At 70.5% G+C, this 25,801-nt stretch carries 21 protein-coding genes, 1 tRNA gene and 1 other RNA gene; 18 read left to right on the top strand and 5 right to left on the bottom strand.

Annotation, left to right across the window (positions count from 1 at the left end; genetic code table 11):
- Positions 1-134: 134 nt before the first annotated feature.
- Positions 135-1,520, top strand: coding sequence for an amidase (locus AAHM41_RS17050; RefSeq protein WP_342237759.1), 1,386 nt, complete (start codon positions 135-137; stop codon positions 1,518-1,520).
- A 12-nt stretch (positions 1,521-1,532) separates the two neighbouring features.
- Here the strand turns inward: AAHM41_RS17050 and AAHM41_RS17045 are convergent, their stop codons facing one another.
- The gene (locus tag AAHM41_RS17045) at positions 1,533-2,171 is read right to left on the bottom strand and encodes a hypothetical protein (protein WP_342237758.1); all 639 of its coding nucleotides are present in this window, start codon (positions 2,169-2,171) and stop codon (positions 1,533-1,535) included.
- 174 nt (positions 2,172-2,345) lie between these two features.
- Between AAHM41_RS17045 and AAHM41_RS17040 the strand changes: the two genes are divergently transcribed.
- Together AAHM41_RS17040 and AAHM41_RS17035 are read left to right on the top strand one after the other, a co-directional pair.
- Positions 2,346-3,476, top strand: a complete 1,131-nt coding sequence (locus AAHM41_RS17040; RefSeq protein ID WP_342237757.1) for an ABC transporter substrate-binding protein — start codon at positions 2,346-2,348, stop codon at positions 3,474-3,476.
- Between the two features lie 172 nt (positions 3,477-3,648).
- Entirely contained in the window at positions 3,649-6,102 is a 2,454-nt protein-coding gene (locus AAHM41_RS17035; protein ID WP_342237756.1) for a calcium-binding protein, read from the top strand.
- 109 nt (positions 6,103-6,211) lie between these two features.
- Here AAHM41_RS17035 and AAHM41_RS17030 read toward each other — a convergent pair whose 3' ends face one another.
- Positions 6,212-7,699, bottom strand: coding sequence for a calcium-binding protein (locus AAHM41_RS17030; protein ID WP_342237755.1), 1,488 nt, complete (start codon positions 7,697-7,699; stop codon positions 6,212-6,214).
- Positions 7,700-8,048: 349 nt separating this feature from the next.
- Here AAHM41_RS17030 and AAHM41_RS17025 point away from each other — a divergent pair, with 349 nt between their 5' ends.
- From AAHM41_RS17025 to truA, 11 genes are all read left to right on the top strand, one after another.
- Positions 8,049-8,570, top strand: coding sequence for a 2,4'-dihydroxyacetophenone dioxygenase family protein (locus AAHM41_RS17025; RefSeq protein ID WP_342237754.1), 522 nt, complete (start codon positions 8,049-8,051; stop codon positions 8,568-8,570).
- Between the two features lie 49 nt (positions 8,571-8,619).
- A complete protein-coding gene (locus AAHM41_RS17020) occupies positions 8,620-9,921 on the top strand; it encodes an MFS transporter (RefSeq protein ID WP_342237753.1) in 1,302 nt (433 codons plus the stop codon).
- The gene (locus AAHM41_RS17015; RefSeq protein WP_342237752.1) at positions 9,918-10,640 is read left to right on the top strand and encodes an SDR family NAD(P)-dependent oxidoreductase; all 723 of its coding nucleotides are present in this window, start codon (positions 9,918-9,920) and stop codon (positions 10,638-10,640) included. The genes AAHM41_RS17020 and AAHM41_RS17015 overlap by 4 nt, the downstream gene beginning before the upstream one ends.
- A 22-nt stretch (positions 10,641-10,662) precedes the next feature.
- Positions 10,663-11,445, top strand: a complete 783-nt coding sequence (locus AAHM41_RS17010) for an IclR family transcriptional regulator (RefSeq protein ID WP_342237751.1) — start codon at positions 10,663-10,665, stop codon at positions 11,443-11,445.
- A gap of 61 nt (positions 11,446-11,506) precedes the next feature.
- Positions 11,507-11,607, top strand: an RNA gene (gene ffs, locus AAHM41_RS17005) — signal recognition particle sRNA small type.
- 83 nt (positions 11,608-11,690) lie between these two features.
- Positions 11,691-13,550, top strand: coding sequence for a DNA polymerase III subunit gamma/tau (locus AAHM41_RS17000; RefSeq protein ID WP_342237750.1), 1,860 nt, complete (start codon positions 11,691-11,693; stop codon positions 13,548-13,550).
- A complete protein-coding gene (locus AAHM41_RS16995) occupies positions 13,547-13,870 on the top strand; it encodes a YbaB/EbfC family nucleoid-associated protein (RefSeq protein WP_342237749.1) in 324 nt (107 codons plus the stop codon). Before AAHM41_RS17000 ends, AAHM41_RS16995 begins: the two co-directional genes overlap by 4 nt.
- Before the next feature lie 16 nt (positions 13,871-13,886).
- Positions 13,887-14,804, top strand: coding sequence for a methionyl-tRNA formyltransferase (gene fmt / locus AAHM41_RS16990; protein ID WP_342237748.1), 918 nt, complete (start codon positions 13,887-13,889; stop codon positions 14,802-14,804).
- 62 nt (positions 14,805-14,866) lie between these two features.
- The gene (locus AAHM41_RS16985; RefSeq protein ID WP_342237747.1) at positions 14,867-16,306 is read left to right on the top strand and encodes an SLC13 family permease; all 1,440 of its coding nucleotides are present in this window, start codon (positions 14,867-14,869) and stop codon (positions 16,304-16,306) included.
- A gap of 19 nt (positions 16,307-16,325) precedes the next feature.
- Complete coding sequence (locus tag AAHM41_RS16980; protein WP_342237746.1) at positions 16,326-17,558, top strand: glycerate kinase family protein; 1,233 nt, start codon at positions 16,326-16,328, stop codon at positions 17,556-17,558.
- Complete coding sequence (truA, locus tag AAHM41_RS16975; RefSeq protein ID WP_446719456.1) at positions 17,527-18,390, top strand: tRNA pseudouridine(38-40) synthase TruA; 864 nt, start codon at positions 17,527-17,529, stop codon at positions 18,388-18,390. Before AAHM41_RS16980 ends, truA begins: the two co-directional genes overlap by 32 nt.
- Positions 18,391-18,839: 449 nt before the next feature.
- Here the strand turns inward: truA and dapE are convergent, their stop codons facing one another.
- The 3 genes from dapE to AAHM41_RS16955 form a co-directional block, all read right to left on the bottom strand.
- Positions 18,840-20,021 carry a succinyl-diaminopimelate desuccinylase gene (gene dapE / locus AAHM41_RS16965; protein WP_342237744.1) on the bottom strand — a complete coding sequence of 394 codons (1,182 nt, stop codon included), beginning with the start codon at positions 20,019-20,021 and terminating at the stop codon, positions 18,840-18,842.
- An 8-nt stretch (positions 20,022-20,029) separates the two neighbouring features.
- Positions 20,030-20,872: a 2,3,4,5-tetrahydropyridine-2,6-dicarboxylate N-succinyltransferase gene (gene dapD, locus AAHM41_RS16960; protein WP_342237743.1), complete on the bottom strand. Its 843-nt coding sequence runs from the start codon at positions 20,870-20,872 to the stop codon at positions 20,030-20,032.
- A gap of 85 nt (positions 20,873-20,957) precedes the next feature.
- Positions 20,958-21,395: a DUF4864 domain-containing protein gene (locus tag AAHM41_RS16955; RefSeq protein ID WP_342237742.1), complete on the bottom strand. Its 438-nt coding sequence runs from the start codon at positions 21,393-21,395 to the stop codon at positions 20,958-20,960.
- Between the two features lie 212 nt (positions 21,396-21,607).
- On the opposite strand from AAHM41_RS16955, the gene AAHM41_RS16950 reads away from it, so the two are divergent.
- The 4 genes from AAHM41_RS16950 to AAHM41_RS16935 all read left to right on the top strand — a co-directional run bounded on the left by AAHM41_RS16950 (position 21,608) and on the right by AAHM41_RS16935 (position 25,692).
- A tRNA-Arg gene (locus AAHM41_RS16950) sits at positions 21,608-21,684 on the top strand.
- A 182-nt stretch (positions 21,685-21,866) separates the two neighbouring features.
- Positions 21,867-22,679 carry a chromate resistance protein ChrB domain-containing protein gene (locus tag AAHM41_RS16945; protein WP_342237741.1) on the top strand — a complete coding sequence of 271 codons (813 nt, stop codon included), beginning with the start codon at positions 21,867-21,869 and terminating at the stop codon, positions 22,677-22,679.
- Between the two features lie 10 nt (positions 22,680-22,689).
- A complete protein-coding gene (gene chrA / locus AAHM41_RS16940) occupies positions 22,690-24,078 on the top strand; it encodes a chromate efflux transporter (protein WP_342237740.1) in 1,389 nt (462 codons plus the stop codon).
- 111 nt (positions 24,079-24,189) lie between these two features.
- Entirely contained in the window at positions 24,190-25,692 is a 1,503-nt protein-coding gene (locus AAHM41_RS16935) for an FAD-dependent monooxygenase (protein WP_342237739.1), read from the top strand.
- The last annotated feature ends 109 nt before the right edge of the window (positions 25,693-25,801 follow it).

Raw genomic sequence — 25,801 nt, 5'->3', positions numbered from 1 at the left:
CCGCTTCCGCCGCAACCCTTCCATGCGGGCAGAAAACGGGGGCGGACAGGAAATGTCCGGCCATTCGGCTTGGTCGGGCGCCGGATTTCCGGTTATCTGAGCGGGACATCCGTCTTCTTGCTCAGCGGTGACGCATGACCTCGCTTGCCGATCTCTCCGCCGTCGATCTCGTCGCCCGCTACCGCGACCGCAGCCTGTCGCCGGTCGAGGTGACCGATACGGTGCTGCAGCGGATCGAGGCCTGGGAGCCGAAGCTGCAGGCGCTGTGGGCGCTGGATGCGGCCGGCGCCCGTGCCGCCGCCGCGGCCTCGGCCGCGCGCTGGGCCGAGGGGCGGCCGCTCGGCCCGGTCGACGGCGTGCCGGTGACGATCAAGGAGAACATCGCCACCAAGGGCGTGCCGGTGCCGGTCGGCACCGCGGCGACGGCGCTGGTGCCGGCCGCCGAGGATGCGCCGCCCGCGGCCCGGCTGCGCGAGTCCGGCGCCGTCATCCTGGCGAAGTCCACCATGCCGGATTACGGCATGCTGTCCTCCGGCCTCTCCAGCTTCCACAAGCTGGCGCGCAACCCCTGGGATCTGTCGACCAATCCGGGCGGCTCCAGCGCCGGGGCGGGGGCCGCAGCCGCGGCCGGCTACGGGCCGATCCATCTCGGCACCGACATCGGCGGGTCGATCCGGCTGCCGGCCGCCTGGTGCGGCGTCGTCGGGCTGAAGCCCAGCCTGGGGCGGATCCCGATCGACCCGCCCTATGTCGGCCGCGTTGCCGGGCCGATGACCCGGACGGTGGCCGACACCGCGCTGGCCATGTCGGTGCTGTCGCGGCCGGACGGGCGCGACGGCATGAACCTGCCGCCGGCGGAGATCGACTGGTCCGATCTCGCGATCGATCCCAAGGGGCTGCGCATCGGCCTGATGATGGACATCGGCGCCGGCATGGCGCTGGAGCCGGAGGTGGGGGAGGCGGTGACCGCCGCCGCCCGGCTGCTAGAGGCGGCCGGCGCCGTGGTCGAGCCGGTGCCGGCGATCCTGACCCGGGAGATGCTGGACGGGCTCGACGATTTCTGGCGGGCCCGGGCCTGGGACGATGTCGAGAAGCTGCCGGAGGAAAGCCGCGCGAAGATCCTGCCCTATATCCGCACCTGGGCGGAGTCGGGCGCGCAGCGTTCGGGCCTCGCCGTGATCCGCGGCTTCAACCGCACGATGGAGATGAGAAATGCGGCCGCCAGGCTGTTCGGCGCATTGGATTTCGTGCTGTCGCCGACGGCGCCGGTCGCGCGTTTCCCGGCGGAGCTCGCCTCGCCGCTGAACGACCCGGACAAGCCGTTCGAGCATATCGGCTACACCGTGGTCTGGAACATGTCGGAGCAGCCGGCGGTGTCGATCAACTGCGGGTACACCAAGGCCGGGGCGCCGATCGGTCTGCAGATCGTCGGCCGCCGCTTCGACGACCTCGGCGTGCTGCGCCTGGCCCAGGCCTATGAGGACCGCCGCGGCCCGCAACGGCCCTGGCCGGTGCTGTGATAGGGGAAGGCGTCACGGCGGCCGCCCGATCACGAACTGGATCTTCCCCCCATCCGGCACGTCGCGGATCTGACGGGCCAGATTCGCATGCGAGCGCATCCCCTGGGCCGCCTCGATCGCGGCCAGGTTCTCCGCGGCGAACTCGCCGCCGCAGACGAAGGGAATGCGAGCGATCAGGCGATGCTTGGGGGCAAGAGCCCCGTTCCGAGCTTGCCAGTCGCGAGCCAGAGGATAGCCGGTCAGATAGCTGAAATCATTGAGGATTGCCTCTGCCCACTCCTCGACTGAACGACAGAGACTCTCAAAGTCTCCGGTCTCGGGATCGAAGCGGAAGACCGCTCCGTCCAGGAGGCAGAACTGCTCGCCGAAAACGCTCTCCGCGAAGCAGAGGCAGTTTTCCGGAAACAGCTCGTAATCCTGCTTCCAGAGGCTGACCGCGTTCCACGCGGCGATGTCATACGCCTTGTCTGACGGTGCGGCCGGGAAGACGCAGAGCGCCGATTCAAAGGCGTAGAAGCCGTTCTTCAGCGCCAGGGCAGATGCAAGGTCCGATCCCGATTCCGGGATGTGCAATGCGATCTCGGCGGAACCGACGGCGTCCGCGAGAGGCTCGCTCGATATGGACAGCAGCTTCTGCAGGTGTTGCGCCATCGTCAGGTCCGAGCAGCCCTTCGGGAATGCTACCGGCAGCGGCCGCGCGGCACCAGGGCCTGTCTGGTCTCGTGGTCGAGTGGCAGGGCGATTACCGAGTCAAGATCGATATTGATAATCACTTGCAAATCATGCATTGGGTGCGCCCGACGCGACTCACTTCGGAACAGCCCCATGATCTCCCGGCGCTCCCTCGGCCTTGCCGCCGCCCTGCTCTTGTTCGCCGCTGGCGCAGCGCCCGCGGCCGAGACCCGGACGGTGGAGGATGTCGCCGGCCGCAGCGTCCAGGTCCCGGCCGAGGCGAAGCGGATCATCCTGGGCGAGGGGCGGCAGATCTATCTGCTGGCGGCGCTCGACACCGAGGCGCCGTTCCAACGCGTCGTCGGCTGGCGCGACGATCTCGAGAAGGCCGACCGTGACGGCTACGAGATCTACCGGCAGAAATACCCCTTCATCGCCGACCTGCCGCGCTTCGGCGGCGCCAAGGAGGGCACCTTCGACGTCGAGCAGGCGCTGACGCTGCACCCCGACCTGGTGGTGATGAACCTCGAATCGAAGCTGGCGACCGATGAGGGCGGGCTGATCGACAAGCTGGCTGCCGTCGGCATCCCGGTGGTGTTCATCGACTTCCGCGAGCGGCCCTTCGAGAATGCGGAGAAGAGCATCCGCATCCTCGGCCAGGTGATCGGGCGCGAGCAGCGGGCGGAGGAGCTGATCGCCTTCCGCCGCGCCGAGATCGAGAAGGTCACCGCCCGGCTCGCCGGCTATCCCGGGCCGCGGCCGAAGGTGATGATCGACCGCGCCGGCGGCTACAGCGACGAATGCTGCATGTCCTTCGGCAACGAGAATTTCGGCCGGATGGTCGAGGTGGCCGGCGGCGACAACATCGCCCGCGACCTGATCCCCGGCACCTTCGGCACGCTGAACCCGGAGCAGATCGTCGCGTCGAAGCCGGACGTCGTGGTCGTCACCGGCAGCAACTGGACGCTGTACGAGACCGCCGGCGCCTGGGTCGGCGTCGGCCCCGGCGCCGACCGCGACGCCAGCCGCGCCCGGCTGGAGGCACTGATGCAGCGGCCGGCCTTCACCACCATCCCGGCGACGCAGACCGGTCGGGTGCATGCCATCTGGCACCAGTTCTACGACAGCCCCTACCAGTTCGTGGCGATCCAGGCGCTGGCCAAGTGGCTGCATCCCGACCTGTTCGCCGACCTCGACCCGGACGCGACCTTCCGCACCTTCCACGAGCGCTTCCTGCCGGTGGAGTACCGGCCCGGCTACTGGGTCTCGCTGACGCCGGGCTGAGGGCAGACGGTCCTATGGCAACCGGCCCATGTCATGAAAGCGCCACCGACCGCCCGTAGATTGCGGACAAGCAACACGTCGGTCTGAAGTGCCGCAGCACGTCGCGGCCGCCCGACGAAGCGGCCGGAAGGGGGCCGCCCAGGGTGGCGGCGAATCGAGGAGGGCTGAGCTCATGCCTGGACCCGTCACACCCGAATTCGTCAACACCTGGAACGGCGCGTGGCAGGACAACCCGGACGTCACCACCCTCGCGAACGGCAACATCGTCGTCATCTGGGACTCGCCGTATCTGGAGGAGGACGTTCAGTACGCCGCGGCCCAGGTCTTCCGCCCCGACGGCACGCCGGTCGGGAACGAGAAGATCCTGTCGGACCTCGCCCTGGTCGCCAACTACGCCCGGATCGCGGCGCTCGAGGGCGGCGGCTTCGCGGCGGTGTGGGAGGGCAGCCCCGGATCGGTCCTGGAACGGGCCGACATCTACACCGCCGTCTATGACGACAACGGCAACCGCGTCAGTGCGATCCAGAAGGTCAACCAGCCCACCGACGACTATTACTTCGCCCCGGAGATCGTCGCCCGCGCGGATGGCGGCTACACCGTCATCTGGTCGCGGGAAGGGACGGCCGACGGCGAAGCGGCGTTTTATGGCGACAACTCGTTCGCCCGGAGCTTTTCGGCGGCCGGCTCGCCCACCGACACCGTGTACCAGCTCAACGAGCGGACCTTCGGCGACCAGCACAATGTCCGTGCGGCGCAGCTCTCCAACGGCAATCTCGTCACGGTCTGGGAAAGCGAGTATGCCGGCCAGAGCCCCTACGGCACCCCCTCGGATCTGCGCGCCCGCATCCTCGGCCCCGACGGGCGGCCGGTCACGGCGGAGTTCGGCCTGTCCCCCGAGACGAACGGCCCCAACGGCGGCTTCGCGCTCGCGAACACGGACATCTCGGTCGCGGCGCTCACCGGCGGCCGCTTCGTCGCGACCTGGGTGGAGACCGTTCTCGACGGCCAGCCAAACGGCGACACCGCCTTCCGGCTCTTCGGCCGGATCTTCTCGGCCGATGGCCGGCCCGAGACGGCGACGTTCCAGATCAACACCTTCGACGGCGAGATCCCGGACCATTCGAGCGTGGTCGGCCTGGCGGGCGGCGGCTTCGCCGTGGTCTGGGATCAGTGGCCCCCCGACGCATGGCAGCTTCCGGACCGGCACTTCAAGGAGGTGTTCGGCCAGTATTTCTTCGAGGACGGGCGCAAGGTCGGCGGCAACTTCCTGGTCAACCAGTCCTTCGTCGGCAACCAGGAATGGCCGTCGGTCACGGCCTTGGAGACCGGCGAGTTCTTCGTGGCCTATGAGAGCGAAGATCTCGACGGCGACGACGACGGGATCGGCGGCCGTGTGTTCTCCGGCATCACGGTCGCCACGTTGACCGGCTCCGCCGCCGCCGATCTCCTGCAGGGCGGCGCCGGCGGCGAGCGCATCCTTGGCCTGGGCGGGAACGACCAGCTGGTCGGGAATGGCGGCGACGACGTCATCACGGGTGACGGCGGCAACGACGTACTCCGTGGCGGTGCGGGGGCCGATTGGGTCGATGGCGGCGCCGGCATCGACACCGCCAGCTACTACACGGCCACGGTGGGTGTGACGGTGGATCTCGCCACCGGCAAGGGCACCGGCGGCGAGGCCTGGGGCGACACCCTGGTCTCGATCGAGGCCGTTTCCGGCAGCCAGGCCAGCGATACCCTCACCGGCAACGCCGGCGCCAACACCCTGCAGGGCTGGAATGGCAACGATGTGCTTCGCGGCGGTGCCGGGGCCGACCAACTGGACGGCGGTGTCGGCGCCGACACGGCCAGCTACTATGCCGGCACGGTCGGGGTCTCGGTGGATCTCGCCACCGGCAAGGGCACCGGCGGCGAGGCCTGGGGCGACACCCTGATCGGGATCGAACACCTCTCCGGAAGTCAGGCCAACGACACTCTCACCGGCAATGCGGGCGCCAACACCCTGCAGGGCTGGACCGGCAACGACGTGCTCCGCGGCGGCGCCGGGGCCGACCGGCTCGACGGCGGCGCCGGCATCGACACCGCGAGCCATTGGGGCGAGACAGCCGGCGTGACGGTGAATCTCGCCACCGGCACGGGCACCGGCGGCAATGCGCAGGGCGACATCCTGACCGGGATCGAGAACGTCAACGGCGGCAAGGCCGGGGACACCCTGATCGGCGGCAGCGGGGCCAATGCGCTCAACGGCTATGAGGGCAGCGACGTGCTCCGCGGCGGGGCCGGCCAGGACACGCTGACCGGCGGTATCGGCGGCGACCGCTTCGTCTCTGCCACGACGGGCGACAGCGCCGTGGGCGCCACCGCCGACCGGATCACCGACTTCAGCCATGCCCAGGGCGACCAGGTCGACCTGTCGGTGATCGACGCCAACAGCGCCGCCGCCGGCAACCAAGCCTTCAGCTTCATCGGCTCCGGCCTGTACACCGGCGTCGCCGGCCAGTTGCGTTTCTCTGTCGGCAACGGCCAGACTGCTATTGCCGGCGACGTGAACGGCGACGGCGTCTCCGACTTCCATATCGTGCTGAACGGCACCATCGGCCTCGTCGTCGCCGATTTCATTCTGTAGCGCCTCGCCTCCGTTCCGACCGGCGCATCTGCCGGTCGGAACGGAGGCGGCCAGCGTCAGCCATCATCCTGGAAGGGGCAGCATAGCTGGCTGGGTGTCCCGGTCGGAGCTAAAGCACAAAATCCGCCGCGGTCAGAGTGTGGTCGGAATAGACCGTGATGATCGAATCCTGGATCTTATCGCCGTCAAGGTCGAGGTAGACGCCCTGGCGGCCATCGCCGAAATCGACCACCCGCAGCTCGCCCGCCTTGCCGGTGAAGCCGCCGGTGCCGAGGGTGAAGGCGGTGTCGCCATTGGCCTCGTTGCCGTCGGCGTCAATGCGGGAGAGGTCGATCCTGTCGCCGGTGGCGAAATCCGTGATCGCGTCCTTGCCTGACGCGGCTACGGTGCTGTCGGCGATGGCGCTGTAGACGAAAATGTCGTTGCCGGCGCCGCCCTTGAGCGTGTCGGCTCCGGCCCCGCCGGCGATGACGTCGTTTCCCGCGCCGCCCCAGAGGGTGTTGTTGCCGGCGTCGCCGCTCAGATTGTCGGCGAAGGCAGAGCCGACCACCTGCTCGACTCCGATCAGCGTATCGCCCTCGGCGTCGCCGCCGAAGCCCGTGCCGGCCTGGAGGCTGATGGTCACGGCTCCGGCAGAACCGCTGTAGGACGCGGTGTCGATGCCGGCCCCGCCGGCGATGGTGTCGGCCCCGATCCCGGCCTCGATGGTGTCGTTGCCATCGCCGCCATCGATCCGATCGTTGCCCGCCCCGCCGACGAGCCGGTCATCGCCCGCGCCGCCGTCGACCACATTGGCACTGGTGCTGCCGGTGAGGCGATCGCCGAAGGCGGAGCCGGTGAGGGACTCGATCAACTGCAGCGTGTCGCCTTCAGCATCTCCGCCGACACCGGTGCCGACCACGAGATTGACCGTCACAGCCGCGGAGGAGAGGCTGTAATCGGCGAGGTCGGTGCCGACCCCGCCATTGAGGGCGTCGGCCCCGGTGCCGCCGACGAGTTGGTCGTCGCCGTCCGACCCGTTCAGGGCATCGTTGCCGGCATCGCCGGCGAGACGGTCCCCGCCGGCGCCGGCGTTGACGAGGTCGTCGCCTCCGGCGGCCGACAGGACATCGTCGCCGTCCCAGCCCCAGAGCTGGTTGTTGCCCGCGTCGCCCCGCAACATGTCGGCGAAGTTGCTGCCGTTGAGATACTCAATGCCCGAATACGTGTCCCCGGCGGCATCGCCGCCGATCCCGGCAGCGCCGGATTCGAGGTCGATGGTCACGCCAGCCGCTGAGTCGAAGTAATCGACGAAATCGTTGCCGCTGCCGCCACTGAGCATGTCGGCACCGACGCCGCCGTTGAGGGTGTCATTGCCGTCATCGCCGTTAAGGGTATCGTTGCCCTCCCCGCCGCCGAGAACGTCCTGGTCCATCCCGCCGTGGAGAGCATCGTCCCCGGCATCTCCGGTGATGAGGTCGTCCCCGTCGTCGCCATTGACCGTGTCATTGCCGCCGGCGCCATTGAGCACATCGTTGCCGCCCAGCCCGCTGGCGGTGTCGGCATCGGCCGTGCCGGGGTAGAAGTCGGCACCCGCAGTGCCGGTGAAATTCGCCATCCTGATGATCTCCGCAACGATTCGCGACCCGTGACGGCGTCACGGGTCTGCATGAAATCGGAATGGGGGGTGAGATGAGATGCTTTGGAGCGCCGGGTGACCGACGCCACCGGCCCAGGCACATCAGCCTGCCGGTCGAGAGCCATGAACCTCCGTAGCAGCATCTCCGGATGAGAGAAAACGCGACCTTGGCACCGGAATCCAGCGGAAATCGCTCGGGCATCGCCTCCGCTAATCGCTCCTCGGAGACGCCTTATCCGGCTATTGACAGGCCGGCGGGCGCGGGTCCAGTGTTTGTCCACAAAATGGATAGATAGTCCACAATATGGACAAACCGGAGGAAAGCGTCATGCCAGCCGACGCCGACACCAAGCGGATGCCCTACCAGTATCCGAACCCGCCCGAAGCGCTGCGGGACATCGTCGTGCCCCACGCCGTGCCGCAGGATGAGCGGGTCTGGGTGCCGCAGGCCGAGAACGTTTGGTTCCGGCCGCTTTGCCTCAACATCTCAAGCGGTTACTGGATGAACCTGCTGCGGGTTCGCAAGGCCGGCGTGCTCAGCCGCCACCGCCATCCAGGGCCAGTGCACGGCTTCGTGCTGAAGGGCAGCTGGCGCTACCTGGAGCATGACTGGGTCGCCACCGAAGGCAGCTACGTCTTCGAGCCGCCGGGCGAGACCCATACCCTGGTGGTCGACGAGGATGTCGAGGAGATGATCACCTATTTCCAGGTCAACGGCGTCATGTACTACGTCGACCCCTGGGGCAAGCACACCGGCTACGAGGACGTGTTCACCAAGCTGGACATGTGCCGCAAGCACTACACCGAAGCCGGGCTGGGCGCGGATTACGTCGATCAGTTCCTGCGCTGATCGCGCCGCCGGAAAAGCCATAGATCCAAGGCTCTGAGGGAAACATCTCATGTCATCCGGCAAGCCGCCGCGGATCCGCCGGATCCAGTGGATCGCCGTCGCCTTCCTGACCGCGGCCGGCATCGTCAACTATCTCGACCGCAGCACCCTCTCGATCGCCAACCACGACATCTCCGGCGAGCTCGGCCTGTCGGGCACGCAGATGGGGCTGCTGCTCTCCGCCTTCTCCTGGGCCTATGCCTTCTCGCAGCTTCCGGTCGGGGCGATGCTGGACCGCTTCGGCGCCCGCATCATGCTCGGCGCCGGCATGGCCTTCTGGTCGCTGGCGCAGCTGGCCGGCGGGCTGGCGCAGTCGCTGGGCCAGCTGATCGGCACCCGGGCCGTGCTCGGAGTCGGCGAGGCGCCGCAATTCCCGGCCGGGGCCAAGGTGATCAGCGAGTGGTTCCCGCTGCGCGAGCGCGGCGTGCCGACCGGAATCTTCGTCGCCTCCTCCTGCATCGGTCCCGCCATCGCGCCGCCGATCCTGACCGCTCTGATGCTGGGCTTCGGCTGGCGCCCGATGTTCATCCTGATGGGCGTGCTGGGCCTGATCGTCGCCATCGGCTGGGTCCTGATCTACCGCAACCGCGGTGAGACGCCGCTGGCCGAGGCCGAGCGGTCCTTCCTCGACGAGGGGCGGCCGGCGCAGCCCAGGCCGCGGCAGAGCTTCGCCGACTGGGCCGGGCTGTTCGGCAACCTCACCACCTGGGGCATGGTCATCGGCTTCATGGGGGTGGTCTACATGGTCTGGCTGTACCTGACCTGGCTGCCCGGCTATCTGGAGCATGAGCGGCATCTCAGCATCGCCCGCACCGGCTGGGTGGTGGTCATCCCCTACCTCTTCGGCGCGCTCGGCATGCTGTGCTCCGGCAAGGTGGCGGATGTCCTGATGGCCCGCGGCGTCGGGGCAATCGCCAGCCGCAAATGGCCGATGGCGGCGGGGCTGGTCGGCGGTGCGGTCTTCACCCTGCCGGCCGCCTATACGCCGAGCCTGACCCTGGCCGTCGCCTACATCTCGCTGGCCATGTTCTGCATCAATTACGCCAGTTCGACCGCCTGGATGCTGGTGACCGCCGCGGCGCCGTCGCGCCAGGTGGCGTCGCTCGGCAGCATCCAGAATTTCGGCGGCTATTTCGCCGGCTCCTTCGCGCCGATCGTCACCGGCTTCGTGCTCGACCAGACCGGCTCCTTCGTCAACGCCCTGCTGATCAGCGCCGCCGTCGCCTGCGTCGGTGCGCTCGCGCTGGTGGTGCTGGTGCGCAAGCCGATCGAGGACCGGTCGGCGGCAGGCCCGGAACGGAGCTTCGCATGACCTTCCAGCCCGATCTCTTCGCCGGCCGCACGGCGCTGGTGTCCGGCGGCACCCAGGGCATCGGCGCCGCCATCGCGGCCGAGCTGGCGCGGCTGGGCGCGACCGTGACCGCCGCCGGCCTGGCCCCGGCCGCGGGTATCGAGCCGCCGAAGGGCGCGCGCCTGGCCGAGCTCGACGTCACCGACGCGGCAGGGGTCGAGGCGCTGGTCGGCGGGCTCGGCCGGCTCGACATCCTGGTCAACTGCGCCGGGGTGATCCGCCGCGGGGCGGAGCACGACCCGGCGGTGTTCGAGCAGGTGCTGGCGGTCAACCTGACCGGCACGATGAGGCTCTGCACCGCCGCCCGGCCGCTGCTGCGGCAAACGAAAGGCTGCATCGTCAACACCGCCTCGATGCTCAGCTTCTTCGGCGGCGGGCTGGTGCCGGGCTACAGCGCCAGCAAGGGCGGGGTGCTGCAGCTGACCAAGTCGCTCGCCATCGCCTATGCCGAGGACGGCATCCGGGTGAACGCGGTGGCGCCGGGCTGGATCGCCACGCCGCTGACCCAGGCGCTGCAGGACGACCCGGCGCGCTCCGGCGCCATCCTGGGCCGCACCCCGATGGGCCGCTGGGGCCGGCCGGAAGAGGTGGCCCAGGCCGTCGCCTTCCTGTGCAGCCCGGCGGCCGGCTTCATCACCGGCGTGGCGCTGCCGGTCGATGGCGGCTATCTCGTCGCCTGAGCGGGGCGAAGAGGGGGCGGCGATGGGGCAGGGCGGCGCGGCAGCGGTGCAGGGGGCGGCCGCCTTCGGCAAGGCGATGGCGGTGCTGCAGGCCGTGTCCGACGCGCCCGAGCCGGTCTCGGTGGCGCAGATCGCCCGCCTGACCGGCCATCCGCGCCCGACCGTGCACCGCATCGTCGCGGCGCTGCAGGCCGAGGGCATGCTGGCCGAGGTGCCGCGCGGCGGCGCCTTCGGCCTCGGCCCGCGGCTGATGGCGCTGGCCGCCCGCGCCTGGGACCGGTTCGAGCTGCGCCTGATCGCGGCAGAGGAGTTGGCGAAGCTGCGCGACGCCACAGGCGAGACCGTGCATCTCGCCGTCCGCAGCGGGCCGGAGATGGTCTATGTCGACAAGCTGGAAAGCCCCCAGGCGGTGCGCATGGCCTCGCGCATCGGCACCCGCGTGAAGCTGCATTCCAGCTCGGTCGGCAAGGCCTGGCTGTCGGCGCTGCCGCCGGCCGAGGCCGCGGCGCTGCTGTCGGAGCTCGAGCTTGTGGCGATGACGCCGCAGACCTTGACCACCGTCGCGGCGCTGGCAGCGGAGATCGAACGCATCCGGATCCGCGGCTATGCCGTCGACGCCGAGGAGAACGAGGCCGACATCTGGTGCTATGGCGGCGCCATCGCGGGGGCGGGCGGGGCGATCGGCTGCATCAGCGTCAGCATCCCGAAATACCGGGCCGCGATCGACGACCCCGAGCGCTATGCCGGGCCGCTGCTGGCCTGCTGCCGCCGCATCGCCGCGCTGGCGGCCGAGGGCGTGCGCTGAGCCGGACATGGTTCTGTCATTTCCACTCTTGCCTCCGCCGCCCGAAGCTCCGATATAGGGCGCGGGAGATCGGCGCGGGCGTGTCCCTCGCCAACCCGGTCAGATCCGGAAGGAAGCAGCCGTAACGAGTTTCGATACGGGTCGCTGCCGGTCTCCCACCTTCCTCCATCCTCCGATCGCTCTTCGCCCGACGGGTCGTGGTTCGGCCTTTCGACAGTCGCGTCCATTCCCTATGATCGCGCGCCATGAGCGATGACGCAGCCCTGCCCCTCGGACTAGACGACGCGCCGCAGCCGGCCAAGCCGGTGGCCTACCGCGTGCTGGCCCGAAAATACCGGCCGACCACCTTCGCCGAGATGATCGGCCAGGATGCGCTGGTGCGCACCCTGACCAACGCCATCGCCTCCGGCCGCTTGGCGCATGCCTTCGTGCTGACCGGTGTGCGCGGCGTCGGCAAGACCACCACGGCGCGGATCCTGGCCCGGGCGCTGAACTGCGTCGGGCCGGACGGCAAGGGCGGGCCGACCGCGGATCCCTGCGGCGTCTGCGAGCCCTGCCGCACCATCCTGCAGGACCGCAATGTCGACGTGATGGAGATGGACGCCGCCAGCCGCACCGGCGTCGACGACATCCGCGAGATCATCGACGGCGTGCGCTATGGCCCGGTGGCGTCGCGCTACAAGGTCTACATCATCGACGAAGTGCACATGCTGTCCAAGAACGCCTTCAACGCGCTGTTGAAGACGCTGGAAGAACCGCCGCCGCATGTGAAATTCGTCTTCGCCACCACCGAGATCCGCAAGGTGCCGGTGACGGTGCTGTCGCGCTGCCAGCGCTTCGACCTGCGCCGCATCGGCGCCGAGCAGCTGCAGGCCTATTTCAGCGAGATCCTGGACAAGGAAGGCGTGGCGGCGGAGCCGGAGGCGGTCGGCATGATCGCCCGCGCCGCCGACGGGTCGGCCCGCGACGGCCTCTCGCTCTTGGACCAGGCGATCGCCCAAGGCGCGCCGGTCGGCGACAAGCCCTTCATCGCCGCCGCGAGCGTGCGCGGGATGCTGGGCCTGGCCGACCGCTCCAGCGTCATCGACATCCTGGAGGCCGCCTTCGCCGGCGACGGCCCGCGCATGCTGGAGGGGCTGGAGGCGGCGCGCCGCGCCGGGGCCGACCCACAATCGGTGCTGGGTGACCTGCTGGACTTCGTCCACTTCGTCACCCGCGCCCGCATGGTGCCGGCGGTGCTGGACGATCCGGCGGTGCCGGAGGTCGAGCGCAAGCGCGGCGGCGCCCTGGCCGAGACCATCTCGCTGCCCGGCCTGACCCGGGCCTGGCAGACCCTGCTGAAGGGGGCGGGGGAGGTGCAGTCGGCGCCGAACCCGCAGGCGGCGCTGGAGATGGTGCTGATCCGCCTGCTGTATATGAGCGACCTGCCCAGCCCGGGCGAACTGGTCCGCAAGTTCGGCGATCTGCAGAGCCAGGGGGCGGTGACCGCCGGCCCCGTCCCGGGGCCCGGACCCGGCGGCCCGCGCATGGCAGCGTCGGGCGGAGGCCTGTCCCTGGTGCCGGCCGAGCCGGCGCCGGTGGCGTCTGCTCCGGTCGCGTCCCCGGCCCCCATGGCCGTTGCGGCCGCGCCGGCGCCGAAGGCGGTGCTGCGGGCCGACCCGAAGAGCTTCGACGAGCTGGTGCAGATCGCCTTCGCCCGCGACGTGGTGCTGCACGGCCAGCTGATGAGCGCGGTGCATCTGGTGCATTTCGAGCCGGGACGGCTGGAGTTCCGGCCGCATGACTCCGCGCCGCCGGACCTGGCCAACCGCCTGGGCACCGCGCTGCGCGACTGGACCGGCGAGCGCTGGGTGGTCAGCGTCTCCGGCGCCGAGGGCGCGCCGACGCTGAACCAGCAGGCGCGGACCGACCGCGAGAACGCGCTGACCGCGGCTGCCGAGCACCCGCTGGTCAAGGCGGTGATGAGCGCCTTCCCGGGCGCCGTGATCCGCGACCTGCGCAATCCTTTGGAGCAGGATGGGCCGTTGGAACAGGACGAGGCCGCCGGGCCCGGCGCCGAGCCCGCCCCCGACGCCACCGATGAAGAGGAGCCGCGAGAGGCATGAAGAATCTCGGACAGATGATGAAGCAGGCGCAGGAGATGCAGGCCAAGATGGCCGAGATGCAGTCCCGCCTGGGCGAGATCGAGGTTCCGGGCCAGGCCGGGGCCGGCATGATCTCGGTGGTGCTGAACGGCAAGGGCGAGATGCGCTCGCTCAAGATCGACCCGACGCTGGTCGACCCGGCCGAGGTCGAGGTGCTGGAGGACCTGATCGTGGCCGCCTTCAACGACGCCAAGGGCAAGGTCGAGGAAGCGGTCCAGGCCGAGACCTCGAAGCTGATGGGCGGGCTGAAGCTGCCGCCGGGCATGAAGCTGCCGTTCTGAGGCGTCGCGTCTCCTCATGCCCCTTCGCCTCGCCTATATGGGCACGCCGGATTTCGCGGTGCCCGCGCTGCTCGCGCTGATCGACGCCGGGCACGAGATCGCGGCCGTCTACACCCAGCCGCCGCGGCCCGCCGGGCGGGGCCACAAGCTGCAGCCCTCGGCCGTGCACCGGGCCGCGGCGACGGCGCAGCTGCCGGTCCGACACCCGGCCACGCTGCGGACGCCCGAGGCCCAGGCGGAGTTCCGGGATCTCAGGCTCGATGCCGCGGTGGTCGCGGCCTATGGGCTGATCCTGCCGCGGCCGATCCTGGATGCGCCGCGGCTCGGCTGCTTCAACATCCATGCCTCGCTGCTGCCGCGCTGGCGCGGCGCCGCGCCGATCCACCGCGCCATCCTGGCCGGCGACGCCGAGACCGGCGTCACCATCATGCGGATGGAGGCGGGGCTGGACACCGGGCCGATGCTGCTGGCCGGGCGGGTGCCGATCGGGCCGCGCACGACCACGCCGGAGCTGCACGACGCGCTCGCCGCCCTCGGCGCCCGGCTGATCGTGCCGGCGATCGACGCCGTGGCCGCGGGCGACGCGGTGGAGACGCCGCAGCCGGAGGAGGGCGTCACCTATGCCGCCAAGATCGGGCCGGAGGACGAGCGCATCGACTGGGCCGACGCCGTCGCGCTCGACCGCCAGGTGCGGGCGCTGACGCCGAAGCCCGGCGCCTGGTTCATGTATGACGGCGAGCGCATCAAGGTGCTGGCCGCAACGCTCGTCGCCGGCTCGGGCGAGCCCGGCACGGTGCTGGACGACCAGCTGACCGTGGCCTGCGGCCATGGCGCCATCCGGCTGACCCGGCTGCAGCGTCCCGGTAAGGCGCCGATGACGGCGCGCGACCTGCTGAATGGTTTCCCCATCCCCGCTGGAACGATCTTGAGCTAGCCAGGGAATAAGGTCCCAGGCCCACCGTTGTCACGGAAACGTCACATGATCCGGAGACAACGGTGCTCGCCCGACAAACCCTCGCGCCGCCCCTCGCACCGGGCCGCCTGACCCTTCCCGCGCCGCGGACCCTGGTCGCCCTCGCGCTGACGGCTCTGCTGACCGTCGCGGTCGAGCTCGGGCTGCCGTCCCTCGACCGGCCGGCCCGTGCCGCGCTGATTCTGTTCGGCGTCGCCATCATCGGCTGGGGGCTGACCCGGCTGGACGACACGCTGGTGGCGCTGCTGGCGGCGCTCGGCATGGCGCTCTGGGTGTTCCCCACGCCGGATCCGGTGTTCGCGGCGCTCGGCAGCGACCTGGTCTGGCTGCTGATCGCCGCCTTCATCCTGGCGGATGCGCTGAAGCGCGCCGGGCTGGCCGACCGGCTGGCCCGGCTGGTCGCGACCCGCGCCCGCAGCCCGCGCGCGCTGTTCCACGGGCTCGGCCTGGTGATGCTGGCGACGGCCTTCGTCGTGCCATCGACCTCGGGCCGGGCCGCGCTGATGATTCCGGTGCATGCCGCGCTGGCCGGCGCCACGGCCAATCCCCGCCTGCGCCGCACCCTGGCGTTGCTGTTCCCGACCGCGATCCTGCTCTCCGCCTTCGCTTCGTTGACCGGCGCCGGCGCCCATCTGCTGGCGGCCGAGATGATCGGGCGCTGGACCGGCCGGCCGATCGGCTTCCTCGACTGGGCGCTGCTGGGCCTGCCCTTCGCCCTGGCCAGCACCGTCGTGGCGGTGGAGGCGATCCTGCTGCTGTTCCTGACGCCTGCGGACCGCCGCGCCCCGCTGGCGGCGCCGGCGGCGATGCCCCCGACCGCAGCGCGTCATGCACTGCCGGCGGGCGGGATCGCGGCCCTGGTCGTGCTCGGCTGGTTCAGCGCGCCGCTGCACGGCATCGACGACACGCTGATCGCGCTGGCCGGGGCGCTGCTGCTGACCGTGCCGGGCCTGGGCGGCGGCGGGCTGCGCGACGGGCTGAAGGCGGTGGAGTGGCCGCTGATCCTGTTCATGGCGGCGACCATCGCCATCGCCGACGGGCTGACCGCGTCCGGCGTCAGCGGCCGGCTGGTCGGCGGGGCGCTGAGCGGGCTCGGCGATGCAGCCCCAGTGTTCGCCTGCGCCGGGCTGGCGGCGATCGGCCTGCTGCTGCACCTCGTGGTGCAGTCGCGCACCGCCCGGGTCTCGGTGCTGCTGCCGCCGGTCCTGGCCGGGGCAGCGGGGCTGGGGCTCGATCCCGCCGGCGCCGGCTTGCTCGTGGTCGCCGCCACCGGCTTCTGCCAGACGCTGATGGCCAGCGCCAAGCCGGTGGCGATGTTCGGTCTGGCCGGCGAGGACCAGGGCTACGGCCCGGCCGACCTGCTGCGCCTCTCGCTCGCCCTGCTGCCGATGCTGTTCGCGCTGCTGCTGCTCTTCGCCCTGGCCGTCTGGCCGGCGCTGGGCTTCGGCCGCTTCCCCCTGTGACCCGCTGCTCGAGGACAACATGATGATCACGCGATCGAACAAGCCGATTCGTATCCTGCTGGCCCCGTCCGGCTTCAAGGAGGGGCTGGGCGTGGCCGAGGTGATCGACTGCATGGCACGCGGCGTCCATGCCGCGCTGCCGCAGGCCGAGATCCTGTCGGCGCCGATGGTCGATGGCGGCGAGGGCTTCACCGAGACGCTGGTCGCCCTCACCGGCGGACGCCTGCACAAGGTGACCGTGACCGGGCCCGTGGGGCGTCCGGTCGAGGCGCAGTTCGGCTTCCTCGGCGGCCGGGGGCGCATCGCGGTGCTGGAGATGGCATCGGCGGCCGGGCTGCGCCTGGTGCCGGCCGGGGCGCGCGACCCGCTGCGCACCACCAGCCGCGGCGTCGGCGAGCTGATCCGCGCGGCGCTCGACGCCGGGGCGCAGCGCATCCTGGTCGGCTGCGGCGATTCCGGCATCAATGACGGCGGCGCCGGCATGGCCCAGGCCCTCGGCATCCGCCTGCTGGACGGAAACGGGGTCGAGATCGGCGCCGGCGGCGGCGCCCTCGCCGGGCTGTGCCGGATCGACCTCGCCGGGCGCGATCCGCGGCTCGACCGGGTGCGGATCGACGTGGCGCTGAACTGGCACAACCAGCTGCTGGGGCCGCGTGGTGTCAGCCGGGTCTTCGGGCCTCAGAAGGGCGCGACGCCGGCGGCGGTGGCGGCGCTGGAGCAGGCGCTGGAGACCTACGCCGCGGTGGTCCGCCGCGATATCGGCATCGAGCTGCGCGACATGCCGGGCAGTGGTGCCTCGGGCGGGCTCGGCGCCGGGCTGCACGCCCTGCTGGGCGCCAGGCTGCACCCGCGCTACGACATCGTCATGCGCTATATCGACATCGACGCGCTGCTGCGCCGGGCCGATCTGGTGCTGACCGCGGAGGGCAGCCTCGACGGCCAGACCCCGTTCGGCAAGGTGCCGTCGGAGATCGCGCGCCGGGCCAAGCGCTACGGCCTGCCGGTGATCGCGCTGGCCGGCACGGTCGGTCCGGGTGCGCATCTCAACCTCGCGACCGGCATCGACGCCTATTTCAGCATCCTGACGCGCCCCTGCTCGCTGGCGGAGGCACTGGCCGAGGCGCCGCGGCTGGTCGCCGACGCGGCCGAGCAGGCGCTGCGCATGGTGCTGGCGATGGCGGGTACTGGCGCTTCCCGCCGGGGTCGCTATGGTGCGGCGCATGGCGCGGTACAAGCTCACCATCGAGTATAACGGACGGCCCTTCGTCGGCTGGCAGCGGCAGGCCAATGGCCTGTCGGTGCAGCAGGCGGTCGAGGAGGCGATCTTCCGCTTCTGCGGCGAGGAGGTGCGGATCACTGCCGCCGGCCGCACCGATGCCGGGGTGCATGCGATCGGGCAGGTGGCGCATGCCGACATCGCCCGCCCGACCGACCCCGGCACGGTGCGTGACGCGGTCAATTTCCACCTGAAGCCGCTGCCGGTCGCGATCCTGTCGGCGGAGGTGGTGGGCGAGCACTTCGACGCCCGCACCTCCGCCATCCTGCGCGCCTATCGCTACCGCATCGTCAACCGCCGCGCGCCGCTGGCGCTGGAGGCCGGGCAGGCCTGGCAGGTGTCACGCCCGCTCGACGCTGCGGCGATGCACGAGGCGGCGCAGCATCTGGTCGGGCACCACGACTTCACCAGCTTCCGCGCCGCCGAATGCCAGGCCAAGTCGCCGCTGCGGACGATGGACCGGCTGGACGTGGTCCGCCGCGGCGAAGCGGTCGAGATCGAGGCCGAGGCCCGATCCTTCCTGCACCACCAGATCCGCAACATCGCCGGCACGCTGAAGCTGGTGGGCGAGGGCAAGCGCCCGCCCGGCTGGGTCGCCGAGGTGCTGGCGGCGCGCGACCGCGCCGCCGCCGGCGCCACCGCGCCGCCGGACGGTCTGTGCTTCCTGTGGGTACGCTACAGCGAGGACCTGGCGACCAGATCGATCCAGCCAGCCAGCAGCTCCGACGCCAGCGCGTCGAACACCACGAGCCCGGCCGCGATCGGCACGTCGACCTCGATCGCCGTGCGCAGCACGAAGCCCTCATAGAGGTAGCAGGCGGCGGCGACGACGATGGCGACGACGATGCCGGCCGTTCCGGGCAGCAGGCCGACGGCGTCGAGGATGATGCGCACGAACTGGGCGAGCATGATCAGCAGCGCCGCCCAATTGTAGGCGACGATGGCCTCGGGCAGGCGCCGGCCGCGGTTGAGCCAGGGCAGAATCCAGGTCAGGGCCGCGGGCATCAGCGCCCAGCCGGCGGCGAAGCCGATGGTCTGCACGAGCAGCGGCAGCGGCTGCAGCAACGCGGGCCATCTCTCGCCCAGGAACAGGACCTGGACGATCATGTACAGCGGGAAGGCCAAGACCGCGGCGAAGAAGCTCTTGGCCGCCCCGTCCGGCGAGATGTCGAACATGGCCATGCCGCCGGTGTCGCGCCGGGCCAGACGCCAGGCCCCCCAGACCCCGCGGATGATGTCGCCCGAAGACACCGCCATCTAGCCCTTCTCCGGAAAGCTGTCCTCGAGCACCGCCTGGTAGATCCGGGTCAGCGTCTCGATCTCCTCGACCGGCACATTCTCGTCGGTCTTGTGGATGGTGGCATTGACCAGGCCCAGCTCGACCACCGGCGCGTAATCCTTGACGAAGCGGGCGTCGGAGGTGCCGCCCGAGGTGCTGAAGGCCGGGCGGCGGCCGGTCACTCGCTCCACCGCCCCGGCGACGCGCCCGGTCAGCTCGCCCGGCGCGGTCAGGAAACTGTCGGCGCCGCTGCGAAGTTCCAGCGCGTAATCGCCGCCGGCCGCGTCGAAGCGCTCGCGGATCCAGGCGCCCAGGCTGTCCGCTGTCCAGGTGTCGTTGAAGCGGATGTTGAACACGGCGCGGCCCTCGGCCGGGATCACATTGGCGGCCGGGTTGCCGACATCGATGGTGGTGATCGCGAGGGTGGAAGGATCGAAATGGGCGCTGCCGCCGTCGATCTCGGGTCCGGGCCCCAGCGCCGCCAGCATCCGCACCAGCCGGGGCAGGGGGTTGTCGGCCTTGTGCGGATAGGCGACATGGCCCTGCACGCCGCGCACGGTCAGCCGGCCGGTCAGGCTGCCGCGCCGGCCGATCTTGATGGTGTCGCCGACCGCCTCGCTGCTGCTGGGCTCGCCGACGATGCAGGCATCGATCGCCTCGCCGCGCGCCGCCAGCGCCTGCAGCATCTTGACCGTGCCGTTGATTGCCTCGGCTTCCTCGTCGCCGGTGACCAGCAGGCTGATCGAGCCGCCGAATTCCGGTCCGCCCGCGGCCAGGAAGCGCCCGGCCGCGGCGGCGAAGGCGGCGACCGCGCTCTTCATGTCGCAGGCGCCGCGGCCCCAGACCCGGCCCTCGGCGACCCGGCCCTCGAAGGGCGGGAAGCGCCAGCGCGTCTCGTCCCCCGGCGGCACCACATCGGTGTGGCCGGCGAAGCAGAGATGCGGCCCGCCGCTGCCGATCCGGGCATAGAGGTTGTCGATCGGCGCCGTGCCCGGCGCCTCGAACCGCATCCGCTCGCAGCGGAAGCCGAGTGGCGCCAGCGCCGCCTCCAGCACCGCCAGCGCCCCGCCATCGGCCGGGGTGACACTGGGGCAGCGGATCAGCGCCTGGGTCAGGGCGATCGGGTCGGGGGCGGCCGGGCCGCGGAGCGGGGGCACCATGGCGAAGCTCAGTCGCGCAGCAGCTCGTTGATCGAGGTCTTGGCCCGGGTGCGCTCGTCCACCCGCTTGACGATCACGGCGCAGGACAGCGAGGGGCCTGGCGAGCCGTCGGCCAGCGGCTTGCCGGGCAGCGATCCGGGCACCACCACCGAATAGGCCGGCACCCGGCCATAGCTGACCGTGCCTGTCTCGCGGTCGACGATCTTGGTGGTGGCGCTGAGGAACACGCCCATCGACAGCACCGCGCCGCGCTCGACGATCACGCCCTCGACCACCTCGGACCGGGCGCCGATGAAGCAGTCGTCCTCGATGATCACCGGGTTGGCCTGCAGCGGCTCCAGCACGCCGCCGATGCCGACGCCGCCCGACAGGTGGCAATTCTTGCCGATCTGGGCGCAGGAGCCCACAGTGGCCCAGGTGTCGACCATGGTGCCGCTGTCGACCCGGGCGCCGACATTGACGAAGCTCGGCATCAGCACGACGCCCGGCGCGATATAGGCGGAGCGGCGGACGACCGCGCCCGGCACGCTGCGGAAGCCGGCCTCGCGGAAGCGGTTCTCACCCCAGCCCAGGGTCTTCGGCGCCACCTTGTCGTACCAGACCGCGCCGTCCGGGCCGCCCGCGACGATCTTGCTGTCGGTGATGCGGAAGGACAGCAGCACCGCCATCTTCAGCCACTGATGGGCCTGCCACTGCCCGTCGACCTTCTCGGCCACGCGCAGCATGCCGGAATCGAGGCCTTCCAGCGCCGCCTCGATAGCGTCGCGGGCAGGCCCCTGGGTGGCCGGGGTCAGGCTGTCGCGGTCGGCCCAGGCCTGTTCGATGGCGGTCTTCAGCGCAATGTCGGTCATGGCGGGAAATCGGCAGTCTCTGGTGTCGGGCCCGCACGATGGGGCGCCCCGATCCGGCTTGTCAACGCCACCTCTGACCTAGGTGTCATGCCGATTGGTCGCCGCTGCGGTCCAGCCGGCAGCCATCGATTCGCCAGCTGCCGTCGGGCTGCCGCTCCATGACGTATTCGGCGATCACCGGCACCCCGTCCGGCCCGACGAACAGCACCTTCTGCACGATCCGGCCCTCGCTGGTGACCAGCTCGCGGAAATCGACCGAGCGCGGCCGGTAGACCGGCGGATAGCCCTGCCTGACCATGGCCAGGAAGTTGTCCGGCGTGCCGAACATGTGCTGGATGTCGGGCGAGGCGTAGCCGAAGGCCTCCGCCGCGCGGTCGCCCTGGAAGGCGTCGAGCTGCTTCTGGATCACGCCGACGATCGCGGTCCTGTCCACGTCCCCCGACTGCGCCTGGCCGAAGGCGGGCATGCTGATCAGCAGCAAGAGGGCGAGAACGCGCCCGACCACGTCGCAGATGAGCCCCATGATGGCCTCCCCGTTTTTTTGCCGTCCCTGGGATTGAGATGGCGCGGGCGGGCGCGGCCGGAAAGCGGGCGCAGGGCAGGGGGCTTTGTCCATGCGGCCGCCGCATGCCTCGTTTCGTGTCGGATCGATGAAAATGGGGCTTGCAATCCGGGTCGGGCATCGACTAGGTTCCGCCCGCCTGACGACGGGGCGGCGACGACGCCCCGCAGAACGCGCCCGTAGCTCAATTGGATAGAGCATCTGACTACGGATCAGAAGGTTAGGAGTTCGAATCTTCTCGGGCGCGCCACTTTCCTGCGACAGAGCGCAGGACGATCGGCAGAGTTACTCCATCCAAGCCTGATCTGATGACGCAGATTGCCGGTGCCACGGCCTTGCGCGTATAGTGGCCGCAAGGGGTCATTCGCGACTACCCCGTGAGGCGGCAGCCCAAAGATCGCGTCCATGGTTCCTCATCGAGGGATGGACGTCATGCCGTCGAATATCGAAATCACCGTTCCGCAACTGTCCCGTCTCGTCGGCCTGCCCAACGCGCCGACGATCGTCGATGTCCGCACGCCCGAGGACTTCGAGGCCGATCCCCGCCTGCTGCCGGCCTCGCAGCGCCGCGACTTCCGTTCGGTCTCGGCCTGGGCCTCGGAACTCGCCAGCCGCCAGGTCGTCGTGGTCTGCCAGAAGGGGCTGAAGCTCAGCCAGGGTGTCACCGCCTGGCTGCTGCACGAAGGGATCCGGGCCGAGACGCTCGAAGGCGGCTTCGAGGCTTGGCGCGACGCCGGCGGGCTGCTGGTCGAGACCGGCAGGCTGCCGCCGCCGGACGCGGCCGGGCGGACCGTCTGGGTCACTCGCGCCCGGCCCAAGGTCGACCGCATCGCCTGCCCCTGGCTGATCCGCCGCTTCGTCGACCCGCAGGCCGTGTTCCTGTTCGTCGCGGCCTCCGAGGTGCCGGCCGTGGCCGACCGCTTCCAGGCCACCCCCTTCGACATCGACGGCGTGTTCTGGAGCCACCGCGGCGAACGCTGCACCTTCGACACCATGATCGAGGAGTTCGGCCTGGCCTCCGGGCCGCTCGACCGCCTCGCGACCGTCATACGCGGGGCGGACACCGCGCGGCTCGACCTCGCGCCGCAGGCGGCCGGCCTGCTGGCGGCCTCGCTCGGCCTGTCGCGCATGTATCGCGACGATCTCGATCAGCTCGCGGCCGGGCTGCCGCTGTACGACGCGTTCTACCGCTGGTGCCGGGACGCGACCGAGGAGACGCACAACTGGCCCTCGAAGCCGGCGTGAGGTGAGGGCCATGACGATCACCACCGCCGACAAGGCCGCGCCCGTCGCGCCGGCCGCCCCGACCTTCGCCGAGGCGGCCAGGGTTTGGGCCAGGATCGGGCTGCTCAGCTTCGGCGGCCCGGCCGGCCAGATCGCGCTGATGCACAAGGAGCTGGTCGAGGAGCGCCGCTGGATCGGCGAGCAGCGATTCCTGCACGCGCTCAACTACTGCATGCTGCTGCCCGGGCCGGAGGCGCAGCAGCTGGCGATCTATATCGGCTGGCTGCTGCACCGCACGGCCGGCGGCCTGGTTGCCGGGATCCTGTTCATCCTGCCCGGCACCGTGGTCATGCTGGGCCTCAGCATCCTCTACGCCCTCTATCGCCAGGTCGCGTTGGTCGACGCCGTGTTCTTCGGGGTGAAGGCGGCGGTGCTCGCCGTCGTGGTCGAGGCGGTGCTGCGGATCGGCCGGCGGGCGTTGAAGACCCGGGCGATGGTCGCGGTCGCAGCCGCGGCCTTCATCGGCATCTACGCCTTCCATGTGCCGTTCCCGCTGATCGTGCTCGCCGCCGGACTCTGCGGCTGGATCGGTAGCCGCCGGGCGCCCGGGCTCTTCGCGTCCGGCGGACACGGTGGGGGCGCGGCGGCCGACGCCGAGGGTGTGGTCGACCGGATGTTCGACCGCGGCGAGCTCGCCCATGCCGATCCGTCCTGGCGGCGGGCCGCCCGAGTCCTGGCGCTGTGGCTGCCGGTCTGGCTCGGGCCGGTGCTTCTGCTGTGGCTCTTGGCCGGGCCGTCGGCGATCTGGACGCAGATCGGCGGCTTCTTCAGCCTGATGGCCGTCGTCACCTTCGGCGGCGCCTATGCGGTGCTGGCCTATGTCGCCCAGGCGGCGGTCGACAGCTTCGGCTGGCTCGCTCCCGGCGAGATGGTCGACGGCCTCGGCCTGGCCGAGACCACGCCCGGGCCGCTGATCCTGGTGCTGCAATTCGTCGGCTTCCTCGCCGCGCATCGTGCGCCCGGCGGCCTCGACCCGCTGCTCGCCGGGGGCCTCGGGGCGCTGCTGACCGTCTGGGTCACCTTCGCGCCGTGCTTCCTGTGGATCTTTCTCGGCGCGCCCTATGTCGAGGCGCTGCGCGGCAACCGGGCGGTCACGGCGGCGCTGTCGGCGATCACCGCCGCAGTGGTCGGGGTGGTGCTGAACCTGGCGCTGTGGTTCGCGCTGCACGTGGTGTTCCGCGAGGTGTGGAGCTTCGACATCCTCGGCGTCGGCCCCGATCTGCCGGTGCTGGGGAGCATCGACTGGCGGGCGGCCGTGCTCGCGGCGGCGGCGCTGGTGGCGATGCTGCGGTTCCGGGTTGGGATGATCCCGACCTTGGCGGCATGCGCGGCGGCGGGAGTGGTCCTTGCCTGGATATGAGATGGCGACAAGATAGTCGGGTTCAAGAATTGGCTTCCGCATTTCTATCCGTAAATTCCGGAGCCCTATCGCCTGTCAGTCACGGGTGAACAGCGTAGGGGTGCGAGCCAGATGACAGACCATGCAGTGATCATCGCCGGCGGTGGCCCGACCGGGCTGATGTTGGCGGGCGAGCTGGCACTGGCGGGCGTCGACGTTGCCATTGTCGAGCGGCGTGCCAGCCAGGACCTCGCCGGCTCACGCGCCGGGGGACTTCACTCGCGCACCATCGAGGTGTTCGATCAGCGCGGCATCGCCGACCGATTCGTCGCCGAGGGGCAGAAGGCGCAGGTCAACGGGTTTGCCGGGGTCCAGTTCGACATCAGCGGCTTTCCCACCCGCCATCCCTACAGTCTCGGGCTGCGGCAGAAGCACATCGAGCGGATCCTCGCTGGCTGGGTCGACGAGCTCGAGGTGCCGATCTATCGCGGCATCGAGACGACGGGCTTCGCCCAGGACGCCGCCGGCGTCGACGTCGAGCTCGGCGACGGCCGGTCGCTGCGGGCGCAGTATCTCGTCGGGTGCGACGGCGGACGCAGCCTGGTCCGCAAGGCCGCCGGCATCGCGTTCTCGGGATCGGATCCCACCACCAGCAACCTGATCGCCGAGGCCGAGCTGGCCGAGACGCCGTCGGAATGGGGCATCCGCCGCGACGCTCTCGGCATCCATGCCCTCGGCCGGGTGGAGTACGAGATCCGCAATGGCGAGATCGTCTATGCGGATCACGGGCCGGTCGGCATCCTCGTGACCGAACAGCATGTCGGACAGACCGCCGAACCCACCCTCGGCGATCTCAGCGCGGCGCTCATCACCGTCTACGGGACGGATTACGGGGTCCACTCTCCCACCTCGATTTCCCGGTTCACCGATGCTGCGCGGCAAGCGGCCTCCTACCGCAAGGGACGCGTGCTGATCGCGGGCGATGCCGCGCATATTCATCCCCCAGACGGCGGCCAGGGGCTCCAGACCGGGGTGCAGGATGCGATGAACCTGGGGTGGAAGCTGGCCCAGGTGGTCAAGGGGATCTCGCCGGAAAGCCTCCTCGATACCTACCATTCCGAGCGCCACCCGATCGGTGCCCGCGTCTTGCGCAACACGATGGCCGCGGTCGCGCTGCGCCGCGAGGACGACCGCACCAAGGCATTGCGCGACACCATGGCCGAGCTTCTCGGCATGGCGGAGCCGCGCATGAAATTCGCCGCGATGCTGGCGGGGCTCGACATTCACTACGATCTCGACGCGGGACACCCCTTGCTCGGACGCCGCATGCCCGATCTCGACCTCAGCACCACAAATGGCCCGCGGCGGGTCTACAGCCTGCTGCACGCTGCCCGGCCGGTGCTTCTCAACTTCGGCGAGCCGGGCGGCCTCGGCATCGCGTCATGGGCGGATCGAGTCCAGGTTGTCGATGCCGGATGCGCTGGTCCGTGGGAGCTTCCGGCGCTCGGGGCTGTCACTGCTCCCACAGCCGTCTTGATTCGGCCCGACGGATATGTGGCCTGGGTGGGGGACCGAACCTGGCATGGGCTTACCGACGCGCTGACCACCTGGTTCGGAGCGCCTGCTGCGGCATGACGGGGCGATCAGGTCAGACAGCCGTGAGTCCAGCCCGAGGAAAAATGCGGCCCGGCGCAGACGAGGCTTCAGCTCGTCGGGCCGGGCCGTCACCGCCACCGGACAGGGC

This window comes from Inquilinus sp. OTU3971, assembly GCF_038440215.1.
Note: the sequence above shows the minus strand (reverse complement) of the source record. Positions and strands in the feature narration are given on the sequence as shown.